The 17,663-nt window shown below is 40.7% G+C and carries 21 protein-coding genes; 15 read left to right on the top strand and 6 right to left on the bottom strand.

What is annotated here, in order from left to right:
* Positions 1 to 194: 194 nt before the first annotated feature.
* Positions 195 to 926 carry a hypothetical protein gene (locus METLIM_RS01555; protein WP_048145468.1) on the bottom strand — a complete coding sequence of 244 codons (732 nt, stop codon included), beginning with the start codon at positions 924 to 926 and terminating at the stop codon, positions 195 to 197.
* A 194-nt stretch (positions 927 to 1,120) separates the two neighbouring features.
* Between METLIM_RS01555 and METLIM_RS01550 the strand changes: the two genes are divergently transcribed.
* From METLIM_RS01550 to METLIM_RS16385, 8 genes are read left to right on the top strand one after another with little or no spacing between them, the layout of a single operon-like run.
* Complete coding sequence (locus METLIM_RS01550) at positions 1,121 to 1,387, top strand: hypothetical protein (protein WP_004076101.1); 267 nt, start codon at positions 1,121 to 1,123, stop codon at positions 1,385 to 1,387.
* Complete coding sequence (locus tag METLIM_RS01545) at positions 1,384 to 3,294, top strand: hypothetical protein (RefSeq protein WP_004076100.1); 1,911 nt, start codon at positions 1,384 to 1,386, stop codon at positions 3,292 to 3,294. The genes METLIM_RS01550 and METLIM_RS01545 overlap by 4 nt, the downstream gene beginning before the upstream one ends.
* Positions 3,291 to 4,151, top strand: a complete 861-nt coding sequence (locus METLIM_RS01540; protein WP_004076099.1) for a DUF4350 domain-containing protein — start codon at positions 3,291 to 3,293, stop codon at positions 4,149 to 4,151. Before METLIM_RS01545 ends, METLIM_RS01540 begins: the two co-directional genes overlap by 4 nt.
* Complete coding sequence (locus METLIM_RS01535) at positions 4,148 to 5,122, top strand: AAA family ATPase (RefSeq protein WP_004076098.1); 975 nt, start codon at positions 4,148 to 4,150, stop codon at positions 5,120 to 5,122. Before METLIM_RS01540 ends, METLIM_RS01535 begins: the two co-directional genes overlap by 4 nt.
* 2 nt (positions 5,123 to 5,124) lie before the next feature.
* Positions 5,125 to 6,345 (top strand): DUF58 domain-containing protein, encoded by a 1,221-nt coding sequence (locus METLIM_RS01530; RefSeq protein ID WP_004076097.1) that lies wholly within the window; start codon positions 5,125 to 5,127, stop codon positions 6,343 to 6,345.
* Positions 6,342 to 6,821 carry a hypothetical protein gene (locus METLIM_RS01525; protein ID WP_004076096.1) on the top strand — a complete coding sequence of 160 codons (480 nt, stop codon included), beginning with the start codon at positions 6,342 to 6,344 and terminating at the stop codon, positions 6,819 to 6,821. The genes METLIM_RS01530 and METLIM_RS01525 overlap by 4 nt, the downstream gene beginning before the upstream one ends.
* A 2-nt stretch (positions 6,822 to 6,823) precedes the next feature.
* Positions 6,824 to 7,717 (top strand): hypothetical protein, encoded by an 894-nt coding sequence (locus METLIM_RS01520; protein ID WP_004076095.1) that lies wholly within the window; start codon positions 6,824 to 6,826, stop codon positions 7,715 to 7,717.
* Complete coding sequence (locus METLIM_RS16385; RefSeq protein WP_004076094.1) at positions 7,707 to 7,880, top strand: type II toxin-antitoxin system HicB family antitoxin; 174 nt, start codon at positions 7,707 to 7,709, stop codon at positions 7,878 to 7,880. The genes METLIM_RS01520 and METLIM_RS16385 overlap by 11 nt, the downstream gene beginning before the upstream one ends.
* 75 nt (positions 7,881 to 7,955) lie before the next feature.
* Here METLIM_RS16385 and METLIM_RS01515 read toward each other — a convergent pair whose 3' ends face one another.
* The 3 genes from METLIM_RS01515 to METLIM_RS01505 are packed head-to-tail and all read right to left on the bottom strand — an operon-like array spanning position 7,956 to position 10,006.
* Positions 7,956 to 8,948, bottom strand: a complete 993-nt coding sequence (locus METLIM_RS01515) for a DUF1616 domain-containing protein (protein ID WP_004076093.1) — start codon at positions 8,946 to 8,948, stop codon at positions 7,956 to 7,958.
* Between the two features lie 55 nt (positions 8,949 to 9,003).
* Positions 9,004 to 9,492: a HEPN domain-containing protein gene (locus METLIM_RS01510; RefSeq protein ID WP_004076092.1), complete on the bottom strand. Its 489-nt coding sequence runs from the start codon at positions 9,490 to 9,492 to the stop codon at positions 9,004 to 9,006.
* The gene (locus METLIM_RS01505; RefSeq protein WP_004076091.1) at positions 9,452 to 10,006 is read right to left on the bottom strand and encodes a nucleotidyltransferase domain-containing protein; all 555 of its coding nucleotides are present in this window, start codon (positions 10,004 to 10,006) and stop codon (positions 9,452 to 9,454) included. The genes METLIM_RS01510 and METLIM_RS01505 overlap by 41 nt, the downstream gene beginning before the upstream one ends.
* An 84-nt stretch (positions 10,007 to 10,090) precedes the next feature.
* Here METLIM_RS01505 and METLIM_RS01500 point away from each other — a divergent pair, with 84 nt between their 5' ends.
* A complete protein-coding gene (locus tag METLIM_RS01500) occupies positions 10,091 to 10,411 on the top strand; it encodes a nucleotidyltransferase family protein (protein WP_004076090.1) in 321 nt (106 codons plus the stop codon).
* Between the two features lie 78 nt (positions 10,412 to 10,489).
* On the opposite strand, the gene METLIM_RS01495 is transcribed toward METLIM_RS01500, so the two are convergent.
* Entirely contained in the window at positions 10,490 to 10,750 is a 261-nt protein-coding gene (locus METLIM_RS01495) for a hypothetical protein (RefSeq protein WP_004076089.1), read from the bottom strand.
* 177 nt (positions 10,751 to 10,927) lie between these two features.
* Here METLIM_RS01495 and wecB point away from each other — a divergent pair, with 177 nt between their 5' ends.
* From wecB to METLIM_RS01480, 4 genes are all read left to right on the top strand, one after another.
* Positions 10,928 to 12,046 carry a non-hydrolyzing UDP-N-acetylglucosamine 2-epimerase gene (wecB, locus tag METLIM_RS01490; RefSeq protein ID WP_004076088.1) on the top strand — a complete coding sequence of 373 codons (1,119 nt, stop codon included), beginning with the start codon at positions 10,928 to 10,930 and terminating at the stop codon, positions 12,044 to 12,046.
* A gap of 111 nt (positions 12,047 to 12,157) precedes the next feature.
* The gene (locus tag METLIM_RS15950; RefSeq protein WP_004076087.1) at positions 12,158 to 12,316 is read left to right on the top strand and encodes a type II toxin-antitoxin system HicB family antitoxin; all 159 of its coding nucleotides are present in this window, start codon (positions 12,158 to 12,160) and stop codon (positions 12,314 to 12,316) included.
* A gap of 193 nt (positions 12,317 to 12,509) precedes the next feature.
* The gene (locus METLIM_RS01485) at positions 12,510 to 14,042 is read left to right on the top strand and encodes an ATP-binding protein (protein ID WP_004076086.1); all 1,533 of its coding nucleotides are present in this window, start codon (positions 12,510 to 12,512) and stop codon (positions 14,040 to 14,042) included.
* A 123-nt stretch (positions 14,043 to 14,165) separates the two neighbouring features.
* Positions 14,166 to 14,552: a hypothetical protein gene (locus METLIM_RS01480; protein ID WP_004076085.1), complete on the top strand. Its 387-nt coding sequence runs from the start codon at positions 14,166 to 14,168 to the stop codon at positions 14,550 to 14,552.
* A 53-nt stretch (positions 14,553 to 14,605) separates the two neighbouring features.
* Here METLIM_RS01480 and METLIM_RS01475 read toward each other — a convergent pair whose 3' ends face one another.
* Positions 14,606 to 15,832, bottom strand: coding sequence for an RNA-binding domain-containing protein (locus tag METLIM_RS01475; protein ID WP_004076084.1), 1,227 nt, complete (start codon positions 15,830 to 15,832; stop codon positions 14,606 to 14,608).
* Positions 15,833 to 16,014: 182 nt separating this feature from the next.
* Between METLIM_RS01475 and METLIM_RS15945 the strand changes: the two genes are divergently transcribed.
* Complete coding sequence (locus METLIM_RS15945) at positions 16,015 to 16,179, top strand: DUF2080 family transposase-associated protein (protein ID WP_004076083.1); 165 nt, start codon at positions 16,015 to 16,017, stop codon at positions 16,177 to 16,179.
* A 6-nt stretch (positions 16,180 to 16,185) separates the two neighbouring features.
* Complete coding sequence (gene tnpC / locus METLIM_RS01470) at positions 16,186 to 17,646, top strand: IS66 family transposase (protein WP_004076082.1); 1,461 nt, start codon at positions 16,186 to 16,188, stop codon at positions 17,644 to 17,646.
* Positions 17,647 to 17,663: the final 17 nt, after the last annotated feature.

Below are 17,663 nucleotides of genomic sequence, written 5' to 3'. Positions count from 1 at the left end.
GAATTTTGATCCGGTTTATAGTGCATGCCGGAATCATAACAGTCATTCATGAACCAGCCGGTTCACAGATAATGAATGAAACAGTGCACTGTTTCATATGAGTCTGATAAGTATTGCCTGACAGACTGAAAGTTTAAGGGCCTGTGCTTAATCTCTCCGGAATATTTTCCCGGAAAAAAAGAAGAAATCTGAATCTAATCAGCTGAAGTGTGCTTCATTGACTCTTTTGTGTCGTATTCAAGATAGCCGGTCTCAGATTTTATTGCCCCTCTTCCGTAGATTGTTATCTTCATCATCTTTCCTTCATATCCGGGGTACTTCTCTTCAATTGACTTTGAGTCAAATACAGGCCCCATCTGTTCAAATGAGTTATCTTTTAAGAGGTATGGTTCGCCGTTTTCCGGTGGAAGGATCAGGTTTCTGAAGTAGTATTTGTTCTGTTTATGATCAACTTTTGTGATTATTCCTTTCGATTCGCCTTTTGCATCTGACAGTATTGTTCCGGCCGGCCAGATTGGTCTGTATTCTACAGGAGTTATGTTTTCACAGACTACAACCGGAAGATAGGGGTTGCTCTCTGATGAGTTGGATAATTCTCCTGCGGCAGGTTCTTCTAATCCGGAATTATCGTTGGTTTCTTCTGATTCAGTTTCATCTTCTGCTGTGGCAGTTGATTCCGGAGTGTTTTCAGGGTTTACAGTCTCCTCTGCTGTAGCAGTTGATTCCGGAGTGTTTTCAGGGTTTACAGTCTCCTCTGCTGCGGCAGTTGATTCCGGAGTGTTTGCAGGTTTTACAGTCTCTTCTGCTGCCGGGGTTGTCGGCTCTGCATTGTTCTCCATTGCCTGTGACTGCAGGCATCCGGCGCACATGATTATGGCTGCGGATAAAAGGAGCATAAGAATAAGTATTGTATGCCTTTTTTGCATGAATATATTTTAATTCGTAGATATAAATCTCTTCTCACTGTTGCATTGCAGATTAGTCTGTTCATTTTTTGTGTCTGCCGGCCAGAATTCATTTATTGACCTTTTTGCCTGATTATCCTTTTATATCTCTCAAATTGCGGCAGAGTGTCAAGACAAAATTGCTTTAAACATACAAATCCCAATATTATTCATTAATGTGGGGCGATAAGAAGAAACTGACTCTTTTGGTTCTGTCTGTATGGCTGGCTATAGTGGTAATTTTTATGGCCCTCGCGAATATACTGAATGTTGAGATACTTTTTGTGCTCTGGCTTATAGGCATTCTTGTAATAATTGAACTGATTGACTCACCGTATCTGAGCACGTCATATATCAGGAATCTGAAGGTAGTTATCTCGGCAGGGGTCGGAGTGTTTGGACTGATTGTTGCATTTAAGGTTCTGGAGATTATCAGCAGATGAAGAGGTTTCATTCTGCACTTATTCTTGCTGTGCTTGCTCTCTTTTTCATATCTGTTCTGTTAAGTACTGTTGACTCAGCAGAACTTTTCACCCCAAAGGACATCCCCGGAACGGATATGCATAATAATCCGGATGCACTGCGGCAGATCTCAAGGGAGGAGTCTGCCAATGCCTTTGGCATGATGCAGGATTTCATCGATCTCTCTGATTCCATTGTGATTAATCTTAAGATTAAAAATCTTGATGATGCAAAAGAGGACTTAGAGGAGTATGCACGCCTGGCCTCAAGATATGACAATCTTATAATAAACCTGGATATGGATGACTCTGAGATTGAGGAGTTCAGGCGGAATAATAAGGAGCAGCTTGAAGCCTTAAAGGAGACTGTGCAGGATTCTGAACTGCTGGAGGATTTAAAGACGCTCCAGATCCAGTACCGTGAGTCCGGAGATTCCAATAAGTTTTACTCTGTCACTTATGAGATTGAGGCTTTAAAGAAGAAGATGGGCATCGATACGGCAAGGCTTGAAAAAAGCACCAGGGATCTGACTGAGTCTTCAAAGAAGTATGAAGTTGAAACATCACATCTTGAGGAGAGTTCCAAAAGCATTCATGAGATTGGCGGTGATGATGAACTGAATCCGGAGGATTTCGTACCTGATGATGTAAGACCTGATGATGTAAGACCTGATGATGTAAGACCTGAGGATGTAAGACCTGAGGATATTTCTATAGATGTATCTCCTTTGGTTGTTCATTATGGAGATCTTCTTAATATCTCAGGAGCAGTTGAGTGGGTATATGATGAAAAGGCAGTTGAAATATTCATAGACAGCAAAAAGGCTGGTGAGACTGGTGCTGAACCGGATGGTGGATATATATTCAAATATCCTGTCAGGAGTATTAAGACCGGAAAGCATACTGTATATTCAAAAACAGGAATTTCATATTCTGATGTTTTTGAATTTGAGGTCAAAAGCCTTCCGGGCCTCTTAAGTCTTGATTATTGTGAGGCAACAGATGAATCAGGCAATAATATTTATCGGCTTTTTGGAAATCTGACTGCCGATGGCATTCCTGTTTCAGGTGCAGCTGTCGGACTTCTCTCCGGTAATAAAAAGATTAAAGATGCAGTTACAGGTTATGATGGTAATTTCAGTGCAGATATTTCTCTTAGAGAAGGTCTGCACATTATAAATGCTGTATTTGATAATCCTGCATATCCGGTTGATAAATCAGAGAGCCGGGAGATTCAGATATATATCCCCGGTTCGTTTTCTATAGAGATCATTGTTATTGTGGTCTTCTTCTCATTGTTCTTTGGCTATGCCGGATATTATATATTAAATCACAGAAAAGATCTTCCTAAGCTGTCAAAGTTTTCTGAACTGTCTTTACTAAAGATCAGAAAAGATTCCGGAAGAGAAGATGAGGATAATACTGAAGAAGATCTGAAGAAATCTCCTGCAACAAAGAAAACAATTCATCTGGTGGAAAAGAGAGATAAGTCCGTTAAAAAGCGATATCTGGATGTCATTTCACAATCGGGGTATTTTGAAGGATATCACTTCCTTATTTCAGTGCTCTTTGGTGTGATTGCCGGAAAATATAATATTTCCTATAAAAAATCAATGACTGCAAATGAGTTTATGCACAGGTTATGTGGCATATGTGAGAGAGAAAGCGGCGGTTCATCTCCGGAAGTTATGGCCGGAATTTCTGTGAAGGTTCATGAATCTGTAATCAGTGATACTGAAAGCTTCATCAGGCTTTATGAAAAACTGGTTTATCAGGGAGTTTATGACAAAGGTGATGAATTGTCATTATATCATATATTTGATAAAATCACTGATGATCTGGATGCCGGTGAAAATTTCAGAGAGTTCTATGCTGAGGGTGAATCATGAGATCATGGCATATTGCATTCTTCGGTCTGCTGATTTTAGCCCTTCTTGTTGCTGATGTACATTTCTCCGGCAATGACACTGAATTCAGCCATTACAACTACAACTGGAACGGGACATCGCAGTTTTATGACGATGCCGGTTCCAAGATCATTACTGATTATTCAAATCTATATGGGCGAAAGAACAGCACCCTCCTGATGATAGAGCCGGACGGCAAATTTACTTCGTCTGAGATTACTGCTCTGATGAGATTTCTAAGGGATGGGAATAAGATCTTTATATCGGATGAACCAGGAAATTCCAATACTCTCCTTGGTATCCTTGGAACCGGGCTGAGTGTCACTCCCGGAAATCTTTCCAGTGCTGATATGGAGTACAACAATAAGCGTTTCATCATCTGCTACCCATATAAAGAGGACGGGATCACAGCCGGAGTTGAAAGTGTGGCACTGAACAGTCCGTCGGTTGCAGAAGGCGGTATAAGCCTGATGAGGTCTTCTTTTCTCTCCTGGATTGATACGAACGGAAACGGTAAGGCAGATGCCACAGAACCACTTGGGAAGAGATCTGTTATGGTGCGGGACGAGGCAGGGCAGGTTTATCTGTTATCTGATTCAAGTCTTTTTATCAACCGGATGTACGGGTACAAGAGACTGAGGGATAATGACAGATTTATTCAGAACATTATGGGTCTGTCAGATAATCTGCTTGTTGAGTACAGGCACTCTGCCGCAGCATCTGCTGACGGCCTCTCCGGAATACTTGGTGCACTTAAAAGCACAGATTTTATAAAAATATCAGTCATAATTATTGTAACGCTGCTGACAATATTAGCCCTTGCAAGGAAAGAGAAATGAATAAAGAATCAATAGAAGAAGGAATAAAAGATATCGCATCCGTCTGTGCTCAGGTACGTGAAATTACCGGTTCATATATTGTAGGCAACCAGAACCTTGTCGAGACTATCCTCATCGGAGTTTTAAGCGACGGGCATGTCTTAATCGAGGGTGTGCCGGGCACAGCCAAAACAACGATTGTAAAACTGGTATCAATAATGCTTGGATGTGAGAGCAAAAGGCTTCAGTGTGCGGTCGATACCCAGCCGTCAGATATTATCGGTATCAGGATCTGGAACCAGAGGGAGAATGAGTTTGAGTTTAAGAGAGGGCCTGTATTCACCAATATTCTGCTCATTGATGAGATAAACCGTCTTCCGCCACGGAGTCAGAGTGCATTTATTGAGGCGATGAGCGAGAGGCAGGTCACTGTTGACGGCCGTGGTGTAAAGCTCAATAAACCGTTCTTTACAATTGCTACACAAAATCCCTTTGAGCAGGAGGGGACATTCCCGCTCATTGAAGCGCAGAAGGACAGGTTCATGTTCTCAATCAATTCAAAGTATCTTGATGCGGACGATGAACTTGAAATTATCTCACGTGAGCAGAAAGGATCTCTTAACTGGAGCTTTATTTCAGGTAAGGTAAAGCCGCTGCTGTCCGCAGAGAAGATAGACAGGGGCGCTGAAACTGTAAAGGAGATCACGGTTGAACCTCCTGTTCTTGGGTATATCCGTGATATTATAATTGCCACCAGGAATCATGGCGATGTCAGGCTTGGTGCAAGTTCGAGAGGTTCCATTGCACTTCTGAGAGGTTCTAAAGCCCTTGCAGCAATAAACGGGCGGACATATGTCACTCCGGATGATGTCAAGGCAGTTGCCCACCGTGTCCTTCAGCACAGGGTTATTCTTAAGTATGAATCTGAGATCAGCAGTATAACCACGGCTGATGTCATTGATCAGATCCTTGGAACTATAGAGGTGCCCTGAGTTTGAGAATTAAAAATCCCGGACTGACTGTTGTACTGTCGGCAGTTATCTTAGCTGCGGCAGGTGTTTTCTTCCGGGATTTTAATTACACCATTTCCGGATTTTTCATATCCGGAATTCTGCTCCTGAATTATCACTATCTTCTTTTTAATCTGAAGAGGGCTGCATCGGCTGCTGAGATAAGCCGCAGTCTGGATAAGAAGTTTGTCCGCCGGGGTGAGGTTGTAGAAATATCGGCAGATATTACTGTTCCGGGAGATTATCCTTTTGACATAAGTGCGGAGGATGTAATTCCGGTGGGAACTGAGATGTTTACGGGCAGTAACACCTGCTTTGTGAGAGGTTCTGGTTCTGTCAGATATAATGTCACATGCCTTGCACACGGCAGTATATCTCCTGTAGGGATGAGGCTTATTCTTGATGGATATTTCTTCTCAGCCGGAATTTTAATTCCTGAAAGTGGTCTTGATGACATCACGGTATTTCCCTCACTTAAATTTTCGGATGCCAAATCCCGGCTCTTCGGTGAGAAGGAGGTTGACAGGATACGTCCAATTAAGGGTTCGGGTATCAGGGACTATCGTGAATACACATACACCGACGATATACGAAGCATTGACTGGAAGGTATCTGCCAAGCAGGGCAAACTCTTCATCCGGGAATATACCGGAATTGAGGGTGAGGGTGATATGTTCATTGTGGACCTCCCTGATGTTGAGGAGTCTGGCCGGGATATTGAACCCTTAAAAGGTGTTGTGGGTTCGGTTCTCTCATCCGGAGATTACAGGGACAAAATACTGGTCAGAATTTCCGGCTGCAACCTCGTGGGCATCCGCAGGATCAGGTCGGGTGCAGTTCCGGTTAAGAACATCTTAAATGACATCGGCCCTTCTGTCAGGGATGTCCATATGTACAGGTACAGAACCGGCAATATCCGGGGCGATCTGACTGAGAGATATTCTGAGGTTAAATCTGCATTTTCTGGTTATGAGCGGGCATATTCCTTTGAGGAGGAGGTCTTTGCACTCTTTGAGAAGAATAATCCGGGCGGGATTAAGATTATGACCGGAGGTTGTGGTGATATGAGTCATATCGGGGTTATTGCAAAGGCTGCATCCAAAAGAGGCATAAAAACGCATTGCTGCATTCCGAAATCTGCCGGGTTTGAGGAGAATCTCAAAATTCTCAGGCAGTTTAAATTCGATATTCTGGAGGCATTATGAATATTATCTCAAAGGATTATGCTGATTATCTGATTGTCGGAATTTCCGTAATTATCTTTGCGGTTTCTGCATATCTTTCAGGAAATATGATTTATCCTCTGCTGACGCTGGCCCTTTTTGCCGGTCTGTTGTTTTATATGCGGAGCGGTTATTATTCCGGTATTGTAAGTCCTTTTTTTGTGATTCTTGCCGGGCAGCCGTTTGTATTCTCACTTGCAGAATCCGGGGTTTTTTACAGTTTTTTTATGGAATTTGCTCTCGGATTGTATTATATCTTCATGGTAGTCGGGGAGAGGAAGGATATTGCTGTTTTTTCAGCCGGAATTTTTGTCTTTCTTGCGGTTGGGTATCTTCCTGCCGGGTTTTTGAATATTTATCTGTTTACGCTGTTTGCCGGCGGAATTCTGGCTGCGGTTTTTGCAGCCGGAATTTTCATTGAGCATGGTGCGGGGAAGAATATAAAGGGCAGGAGTTAATTATGGGTATTTTTGGTGATGTTTCAGGGATTGTATCAGGTATTGCGGATGATATTAAGAAGAAGTCTGTGAGAAGAAAGGACTCACTTTCCGGTTGGTTTTCGTCTTCCGGTGAGCTTAATTCATACTTTTATGCAGCAGTTGTTCTTGTAGTTTCATCCCTTGTAATGCTTGTTCTTGGGCTTTTAACAGACCGTGGCGATATGACCTCATCAATGATGATTGTTCTCTCTGTTGTTTTGTTCCTCTCAGGTGTTGTCTTTGCGACTTTTACTAAAGATGAAGGGGTTGAACCCGGTATGGCGGCTATGCTCTATCCGGACTCTTCGGTAAATTTATCCAGAATTTTTGCTGACCTGAGGGTGCATGGTGATGCACATTTTATTCCGGCTGAAGATGGATTTGTCCAGTTCAGTCCGGTTGCGGCCTTTAAGGGATATCCTGAGGGCGGGTCTGATGTCTTCAGGGTTTCTGGTGAGTCTGCCGGAATTTCAGTACGGCCTGCATGCTCTTCACTGTATGAGGCATTGTGTGAGGATTACGGGTTTATAGTTCCGGATGAGATGACACCTGATGTATATTCCGAGATTTTAGGGAATGTTTTTGTGGATCATCTGAGGGTTGCCGGAAAGGTTAGTGCTAAAAAGGCCGGGGATGACTATGAGATTACTGTTGAGGATTTCATGCTGAAGGATGCCTGCAAAAAAATCCGTGAAGAGTCTCCAAAATGCTGCACTTCTTCGCCATGTCCGGTATGCAGTCTTTTTGCATGTGTGCTCTGTAAGGGCCTTTTAAAACCTGTTGTTATTCTGCATGTCTCTTTGGAGAAGAATAATCTGAAGGTTGTTCTGGGTGCTGTTGGTTCAGATATTTCGGGTGATAATAATGGATTATAAAATCTCAGTTTATGAGGAAAACGGGGTATATGTTGCCAGATGCTTAAAACCGGAGATTGCCAGTTGTGGTGACAGCCGGAAAGAGGCTCTGTACAATATCAGGGAGGCAATAGATCTGTACCTGATCAATGCCCGTGAACTGGGAATTATTGATGAAGAATGAATCTTCATATGCTAACAGGGTTTAAAATTTCAGGCTTGAAAGTTTTTTTCTGTAAATGAGGGTGTTTCCAGATATTTATCCGGTTTTTATCGGTTCTCTTACATCAACCCAGAGGTGCAGATCTCTGTAGCTCTCGTTTATTCTTTCGAATTTTGTGACTGAACTGTTTGGGTATGAGTCTGCAAAGAGGAGGAACTGTATTTTGTTTACATCCGGATCTTTGACTGTGAAGGTGTAGTCGAATTCTTCTGTGGTGTTGTCTGCAACTGTTATCTCTTTTCGTCCCAGAAGTTCCATTGTATTTATCTTTGATGTGTTTGTCTTTTCATTGAATGTCTGGTTTACTGCGAAAAGTTCAACAAAGTAGTTTATATCTCTGTATTCGTGGTTGCCGACTCCGATTGTGATATTCTGAGGTGTACTGGCGTAGAATTTGGTCGGGTAATCGGCTGCCATGCCTTCTTCTCCGAGTATGTAGAATTCTGTGAACTTCTCGCCCTCTTTTGGAACAACTATTACAAAGATTGTTGTTCCTATTGCGGCTATAATTGATATTATCAGGACTATTGAGAGTATCCTGTCCAGTTTTGTGCTCTCCTCCGGAAAAAGCTCTCCTTTAGCCTCTTCTATCATCGGCTTTAAGGGTACATGGAACTGCTCTTCGTTTGGAATTATGGATCTTCTGTACTGGGCAATGAGAAGCATTGCGGTTGTAAAGATCACAAGGGAGGTTACAATCGGGTCAAGCCTGATGCCCCAGGGGGTGTAGTTGAGGCCGAGGCCAATGAGCGGTACTACTGCAATTGACAGTCCGAATGAGAGTGCTGTTCTTTCGATTCCGTCTATGTCTCTGTTGCCCGGAAAAAGGGCTGCTATTAGTGCATATCCCGGGATGAATAAGACTACCGGAAGTGCAAATACGACTCTTAGTGGTGTCTGGTTCAGGATTGGTACATAGATGAATATTACTGCAAGTATCAGCCAGACGAATATGACAATTATGTCTTTGAATATTTTATCCGGCGAGAAGGCTGTTATTATATTGTCAAGTCTTTCGTCTTCGTTCATTGTATTTTTCCGGTAAAGTTTTCAATTGGTTGATCCTGGATTATCTTTAAAGATGCTATTTAAGAAATTCTGAGATCCTGCTCTGATATCTTTTTAGTTCTTCAGTGTTCATTCGTTCTATTGTCCATGAAATATCAGAGTTGAATGATTCAGCATCTTTTATCATTTCGCAGACATCATGTGAACTTATTGTAAAATCCACGTAGTATTGTTTGTCTATTCTCTCTTTTTTTGCCTCGAAAATTTTAGAATTATCAATCTGAAATACTCTGTTTAGTAATATTATTGATGCTGAATGGTTTTCACATTTTATTCCGGTTTTAAAGAGCAGTGCCATAAGCATGTAATACATACTGTAATATGCCATTGAAACCGTTTCTTCAAGTTTTCCGTTTTCAAAGAGAATTTTTGCAGAAATCAGATAACTTTCTGATTTATTTTTATATGATAATGATACATTATCGTTTGATTCAACGATCTGAATTTTGCCTTCATGAAATAATTTATTTAAAAAAGCCTCTTCTCTCGTAATATTTTTCCACACCCTTAATTATTATATGATCCTTAATAATCTCCTGTATCAGGAGATTATTCTCGTCCCAAAGGCCAATTTTTATACTTAATTTAGAATTTAATCTTTCAAGTTCTTTTTTAATTAATCTGTCTTCTGTTTCAATATAAATATCTATATCGCTTTCTGAATTGCAGGTTCCTTTTGCATAACTTCCAAACAATATTGCAAGTTCGACATCTTCATTATCCTGTATTTTATTGATTATCGGCCTTAGTATTGGATAATTTAAAACAACCCTTTCAAGTTTAGAATATTCGGCCTGGTAAATATTTATCCGGCTTTCTATAGTATTTTTGAGATGATATACTTTATTTTTACCAACATTCCGGTAATCAACGACATTTTCATCAAGTAGATTTTTCAGCCTTCTGATTATTGTTGTATGAGATACTCCAAGCCTTTTTGCCATCTCTCTTGGATAGGCCGGAGATTTTAATAGTTCTGATATTATCTGGCTGGTCTGAAACTGTTCCACATGGAACATATTTGTTCCAATCAGTAATAGATTTTTCCGCAGGAAGTCCACAAATTCTGCATGAACTGGAAGATGGAATAAAATTAATAACTTATGGCCGAATATAATTTCAGAGTAAATGTTATGGGCATGTCTGAAGATGTAAAGAAAAGGCGTGAAGAGATCCTTGAGATAGCAGCATCTCATGGAGTGCGCAAAACGAGGATTTTCGGCTCGGTTGCCCGGGGAGAAGACACTCCTGAAAGCGATATTGATTTTCTTGTTGAATTTGAACCGGATAGATCGCTTATTGATCAGGTTGCGTTAATTAATGATCTTGAGGAACTTCTTGGAAGAAAAGTTGATGTCGTAACTGAAAAGAGTCTTCACTGGTTCATCAGGGATGATGTATTAAGGGAGGCAATATCACTTTGAATAGCGATAAATTATATCTGTTCCACATATTATAATCTATAGATTACATAATCTAATCTGATATGGCGTTGTATTTAATTATTTCCTGTTAAGCACCAGTTTTTTCTTAGATAGTTGTCTTATCTTTTCTTCCCTTTCTGCAGAGGATTTAGACTTCATTTCGAGATATTTTTCCGGTGTCAGTGCATAATTAGCTGCGTTTTGCATGAATGAATTAATTATTACTGCCTGTTGGCTGCTCCATACTTCATTTGGAACACTTCTGACCCACTCTGCATATTCTCTGACAGATTTAAGTCTTTCCTGCCTGTTTTTTTCCCTGTCAAACTTCAATTCCATATTATTCTACCTTTTCTCCCGGAATTTGTAAGGACAGGAATAACACAACATCTCATTGGTCTATTATTTATGACCTGCTCTAAGAAATATTATGATCCCTCAATTACTTCAGCTTAAATCCTGTCCCTGACAAAATTCCGGATTGGGTTTTTATATTTTTCAGTCGAAAAGTTATCAATGATTTGCATTATTCTTGGGACAAGACCGGAGATTATTAAGATGTCACCTCTGATTAGGGAGTGTGAGAAGAGGGGACTTGATTATTTTGTCATACATTCCGGTCAGCACTACTCATTTGAGATGGACAGGGCTTTTTTTAATGATCTGAATCTGCCTGAACCGGAATATAACCTTGATGTCGGATCGGGGACGCAGGGGGAGCAGACTGCAAAGATTCTCACTGGCATTGAAAATGTCTTAATGGCTGAGCAGCCTGACGTGGTTCTTGTTCAGGGAGATACAAATACTGTCATGGCAGGTGCCCTTGCGGCTTCAAAGCTTCATATCAAAGTCGGGCATGTGGAAGCGGGCCTTCGGAGTTTTGACCGGAGGATGCCTGAGGAGATCAACCGGGTGGTTGCAGATCACATCTCGGATTATCTCTTTGCACCGACCGGAGAATCTGAGAAGAACCTTATTTTAGAAGGAATTCCGGGGGAGAAGGTTTTCGTCACCGGAAATACAGTCGTTGATGCTGTGTACCAGAACCGTGAGATTTCAAATGAGAAGTCTGAGATTATGAATACTCTTGGACTTAAGTCTGGAAAATATCTGCTTGTAACTGCACACCGTGCTGAGAATGTGGATGATAGGGTCAGGCTGTCCGGTATTATTAATGGCATAAATGCTGTATCTGAAAAATATCGCCTGCCTGTAATCTTCCCGATGCACCCAAGAACTGAGAAGATGATGAAGGAGTTTGGGATAAGTCCGGGTAATATCAGGATTATCAAACCGGCAGGTTATCTTGACTTTCTTCAGCTTGAGGCACATGCCAGGCTTATTCTGACTGATTCAGGTGGTCTTCAGGAGGAGTCATGTATTCTTGGAGTGCCGTGTGTGACACTCAGGGATAATACCGAGAGGCCGGAGACTGTTGAGTGTGGCGGGAATGTTCTGGCCGGAACTGAGAGTGCGGAGATCCAAAAAGCGGCTGACAGGATGATTAATTTTATGGACTATAGGAAGACGGATGATTCAGCTAAGCCTGAAAGTCCGGATAATAAACTATGGCAGAATCCTTTCGGTGATGGCAGGACTTCTGAGAGGATTATTGAGATCTGCCTTAAGGACTGAATTTTTTCTTTTTTTTGCCGGAAATTGCTTTATTTCTGCTTAGGGTATGCTAAAACAACGACCAGTAACACACATAAATATATATCATATTAACTAGGATAGTCTATTCAGATGAAATTTAATGTTGTTATCGAAAAGGATGAAGAAGGAGGATATATTGCTGAATGTCCCACTCTCCCTGGCTGCATTACTGAAGGAGACACTCCGGATGAAGCCATTGAAAATCTTAATGAGGCGATTATCGGCTGTCTCAGATCAAGGTTAACTTAAAAGGATAATCAAAATGGCCGGAATGACAAATGAAGAATATTGTAACCTCTTTAAAAGCAGATGATAACTTACACTTCGATTTATACTGATGTTTGTCCTGTTCATCTCTGACTGTGTTATTCGGAATTTTTTCGCTCATATTTTTAACTGACGGATTGGGAGTATCATATGCAGAAAAATAATTATATCTATAATGATTGTAAATATAATCATTGTGATTTTTTACGGCAGAGAAAAAGAGCTGAAACTTCTGCAGAAATTATATGATAAACTTCCCGGCATGGTTGTCATTAACGGCAGAAGGCGGGTAGGGAAGACTTCAATAATCAGGGAATTTATTAAAGATAAAAAATCCCTGTATTTCTTTGTTGACAACAACAAAACCATCGATATTCTTATTCAGGATTTTTATCACCAGATCAGCGATACTCTTGATCTTCCCGGTTATGTAAAAATTAACTCGCCGGAGGATCTTCTTGATTTTCTTTTTTCCTATGGTGAGGACCTGATTGTTGTCTTTGATGAGTTCCAGAGATTTTATGATATTTATCCTGCTTTTATAACGCAATTGCAGAATAAATGGGATATGATGGGAGAATCATCCCGGCTTTATATTATCGCCTCCGGATCTTCAGTCGGTATGATGAATAAGATATTTATTGACGGAGGTGCACCGCTTTTTAAGCGTGCAGATAACATTCTGACCATTAAGCCTTTTACTCCAAAAGAGATCTGGAATTATCTTGATGAAATCGGGATAATTAAAAGAGAAGAGAAGTTAAAGCTGTATCTTCTCTTTGGCGGGATGATATATTATTACAGGCTGGCTGAAAAATATGGCTGCACTGATTTTGATTCAGCACTTAAAAATCTTGTATTTGATGAATTCGGACCATTAAAGAACGAGGTTAAGGATGTGCTTGTTGAGGAATTCGGCCGTCTTCATCCGACATATTATGAAATTATATCTGCACTTGCCAGGGGAAGGTCAACACAGAAAGAGATTGCTGATATGACACATATAGCGCCCGGTTCTCTTACTGTATATCTGCATAATCTGATAAATCTCTTAGGCATTGTTGAGTACAGAATTCCGGCTACTGATGATCCAAACCGCTCTAAAAAAGGCAGATATGTACTGAAAGATAATTTTTTCAGATTTTATGCATATTTCATATATCCCAATCTGAGCATATTTATGAGAGATGGGAATAAAGGCACCATAGAAAGCCTTGTACATAAGGAATGGCAGCCCTATTCCGGACTTATGTTTGAAGATCTTGCCGGAACACTTCTTTTAAACCGCTTCTCCGGGCAGTATGAGAAAATGGGTGGCTGGTGGAACAGAAGAGGTGATGAGATTGATTTCATTGCAATTGGGAGATCTGAGATTCCGGTTGCGGTTGAAGTTAAGAGCAGGGATATGACAGCAGAAGATGCTCTGTCGGTCCTTAAAAGGCTTGACAATAAGATAAGCCTTATCCCTGAATTCTTTGGTTCTGCCGGTGATTTTCTCACTTTGGAAAAGTCCGGAAATGTCGTTTCCGGAGATTTGGTTGCGAAAGTTTCCGGGGATTTCACTCCCGGAATTTCAGAGGCAGCAATAAAAAGAGGGTATATATCCGGAATTGTGGCAAAAGGCATGGATGTGTCTGACAGGAGATTACTTGAAGATGAAGGATATTTATTTTATGACATATTTGAAATGACTGAAAATTATGGCTGATGCAGATAACGGTTCAACTGAACATTGTGACCTGATTGTCTGATTTGCTGCATTTCCCTACCTCATTTCCGGACCACATTTCCCAACCACAAAGGAATTGAATCTGCCGGATAAAAATAAGATATGAATTCTCCGGGTGAAAACAATGGCGACAACTCCGATGATGACGATTACCCTTCAGTAAAAATCTGGTCGTATATTGTTGTGGAGGGTTACTGTATGCTCAATCTCCGGTACTCGTCCTGTAAGGATCCTCATATGTACAGACTTAAGGACAACTTTTCTTCCGGAGATGATGATCTATTGGATTCTTTTGAGGAAGTCCCGAATAAAGACTATGACCCTGGTGCAGTGCCTGAACCATATCCTGACGGCTGCCCGAAAAGAGTATCTCCTGACTGCATCAGATGCCCCCACTTTGGATGGTGTAGTCCGGACGATGATATTGCTGAAAAGATAGATGCTGTAATCAGTCAGCATACTGAAGAAGATGAAATTCCGGATGAGTGAAGGATTTACAGAGTACGAATAATTCCGGATTTGAAATCCTTTCTGTTACTCCTTCACTCTTCTTTTCTGTATAATATTGTCTTTAAGTAATCCTCAGTGTTCTCAAAGAGAGGCTTAGTTCCGTTTATCTTTTTCATAAGCGGGATTACCTTTGTCCTGATACCCATACCACGGTAGTCTACATAGCCGTAATCTCTTAAAACTTCCACAATTATGGTGTTTCGCGGGGACCTCTGACCTGCGATCATCTTCTCTATTGTCATTGAATTGGGAAGGCTTCCGGGGCTTATCAGTTCAAATCTGTCTGAATATATCCCAACCTCAATTTCTACAAAGCGTGTCCAGTCACGGTGTGCAAGTGCATTAATTACAACTTCACGTATAGCATCATATGGCCAGAGCCATTGTTTTGTCCTCCGGAAATTTTCATCAATTCCGGGTTCTTCTTTTGATATGAATGGTTTTATGGCTTCTGTAAACCGTTCAATCAGTCCACGGTCAAGGAGTGTTTTTCCGGAGTCATCAAAATCAAACCTGCCGACAAGAGGGCCATCAAGAATATCATCCATCAGTGCATCATATTCCTTATCTCTCCCTTTAAAGGCAAAGACCCTAATCCCTGCCTGTTTAAGATATTTTCTTGGTGTTTTACCAAATAGAACAAGGCCTGCAATTGTACAGTATATGCTGCCGGATGCTTCGGTCAGAAATCCAAGACCAAGGAGTCTTGAATGCCATTCTTCTTCTGTCTGTGGAATATCAGGATCATGGATGATCTCTTTTAGGTAGTTCACGATACGGACCTGATCAAGGCAGGACATATCAGTGCCGGGTACAGGCATTGTCTCCGTATGAAGTATTCCTCCGAGTTCAAACAGACGCATCTGCTGCTCTCTTGTTGCAGGACGTGACGTTGAGCCGACACGGATGAATATCTTCTCATTCCCACCTTCACGGACAACATAAGGCTTTGAAATTCCGGGGGGAAACGTAATGACTGCCACTCTTTTGCCATTGACTGTGATTTCCTCGTAGTAGGGAAGGATTACCGGGTGGACCTTATGGCTTATTACATTCATAACCCACTCTTCGGTATCTCCTCTTTTAAGCCCGGAAATACTGCCGTCGTCCTCAACTCCGAGAATTACATGGCCGCCCTGAAAATTTGCCATGGCTGCTATCTCTTTTGCAAGTGATTCCGGCCTTACATCATCACGCTTAAATTCCACTCCGGAATTTTCTCCGTTTTTTATTATCTCCAGAAGTTCTCCAGACAGCATGATTATCTTTTGTTGGCGTTATGTTGTCTTATTATTATGGGATTTATTTTGTTGTGCAGTAAATGTTCAGTCTTCTGAAGCAATATCCTAATTTCCCATTTTTTTGAATCACTTTTCTGGAAATATCGCTATTTTGATTCAAATCGTAAGTTATATATACTTTAGATATCTAATAGATATCTGTGAAAAAAGTACCAATTGTTGCAGAAACTGAACTTAATGTCAAAAACATTGAGGGGTTCTACATTCGAAAAGTTACACCCTTTGGAACAAGTGCGAAGGTTGATTGTCCAAAGGAACACCTTGGAAAGAAAGTCTATCTTGTAATTGTAGGGCCTGAAGACTGATATCAGATGAATTGCGAAAGTATCCGTAATTACAACAAAACATACAGGTACAAGAAAGAAATAGCCAAATTATCTCATGATATTATTCAACTGAAGGTCGAAAACGAGAAGTTGAATAAAAAATTGAGTCAGGCTAATTCCACCAACATAGAGTTACTCTACGAAAATGAAAAGCTGAAAAAAGAATTCAATGAGTACAAATTCAGGCATCCACCAACTACAGGAGAAAAAGGTGGCAAACCATATGCCATAAAAAAAGAGTCAAAAAAAAGCACAACTAAAGATTCCAAGGATCCAGATAATAATAAAACAGAGAAGAAAAAGAAGAGAGGGGCACAACCTGGACATAAGGGTAATTTTAGGCCAAAACCGGAGAAGGTTGACATACATAAGACAATTGATGTGGCTGAATGCCCTTACTGCGGCAATACCAAATTGAGCAAAGTGCAGGAAGAAAGGACAAGAATTGTTGAGGATATCCCCATAGTTAAACCAATTGTTACAATGTATCATATCCCTCGGAGATATTGCTCAAAATGTAAAAAAATGGTTGAAGGAGAAGTTTTAGATGCTCTTCCAAACGCAAGGATAGGTTTAAGGGCTATGCTTACTGCGGTCTGGATGGATGTTGTAATGAAAGGTACTGCAGTTGGAATACCTAAAATATTTAAGAACTTTACCGGTTTAAAAATCAGCACTGGTGAAGTCAAAAAAATGGGTGAATTGATTGCAAAGGAATTCTCTGAATATTATGAGGTTCTCAAAGAGATGGTCAGAGAAGCCGATGTCAGATACATGGATGAAACTTCCTGGAGAGAGAGTGGAATTAACAAATGGTTGTGGGTTTTTGTTGCGGAAGGTGTAGCACTATACATGATTGCAAAAACCCGCAGTCACAAGGAACCACTTTCTATTCTTGGAGAAAACCCAAAAGGAATAGATGTTCATGACCGATTCTCTGCGTATAATACATTGGCAAGAAAAACCGGAAACAGAGCACAACAGATTTGCTGGTTTCATCTTCTTGTAGATTCTAAAGATCTTTCAAAACTTTATGGTGAAGAGGGCAAACATATCCATGAAACAATGAAGTACATCCATGCTAAAGCAAAATCATTCGAGGGAAAAGGCCGCCCGGAGGATGTTGAAAATTTAATCTCAGAATTGCAGGATAAATTAGACCGACCTTATAAAAATTTAAAATGCAGGAAATTTGGGGAGAGTTTAAAGAGAGTTAAGGAAAAATTATTTCAGTTTGTGATTAATCCGAAAGTAGAGAGTACTAACAATAAAGCTGAAAGAGCTGTTAGGCCAATGACTGTAAAAAGGAAAATTTCCGGAGGAACGAGATCACCAGAAGGTTCTCGGACATTAGAAATACTTGCATCTGTACTTTTTACCAGTCAGAACAATGGTGCAGATTTAATTGAAGATTTGCTTAATTTGATTCATCCTTCACAACACTGAATATATACGTTGTGCAA

Source organism: Methanoplanus limicola DSM 2279, assembly GCF_000243255.1.
GTDB lineage: Archaea > Halobacteriota > Methanomicrobia > Methanomicrobiales > Methanomicrobiaceae > Methanoplanus > Methanoplanus limicola.
Note: the sequence above shows the minus strand (reverse complement) of the source record. Positions and strands in the feature narration are given on the sequence as shown.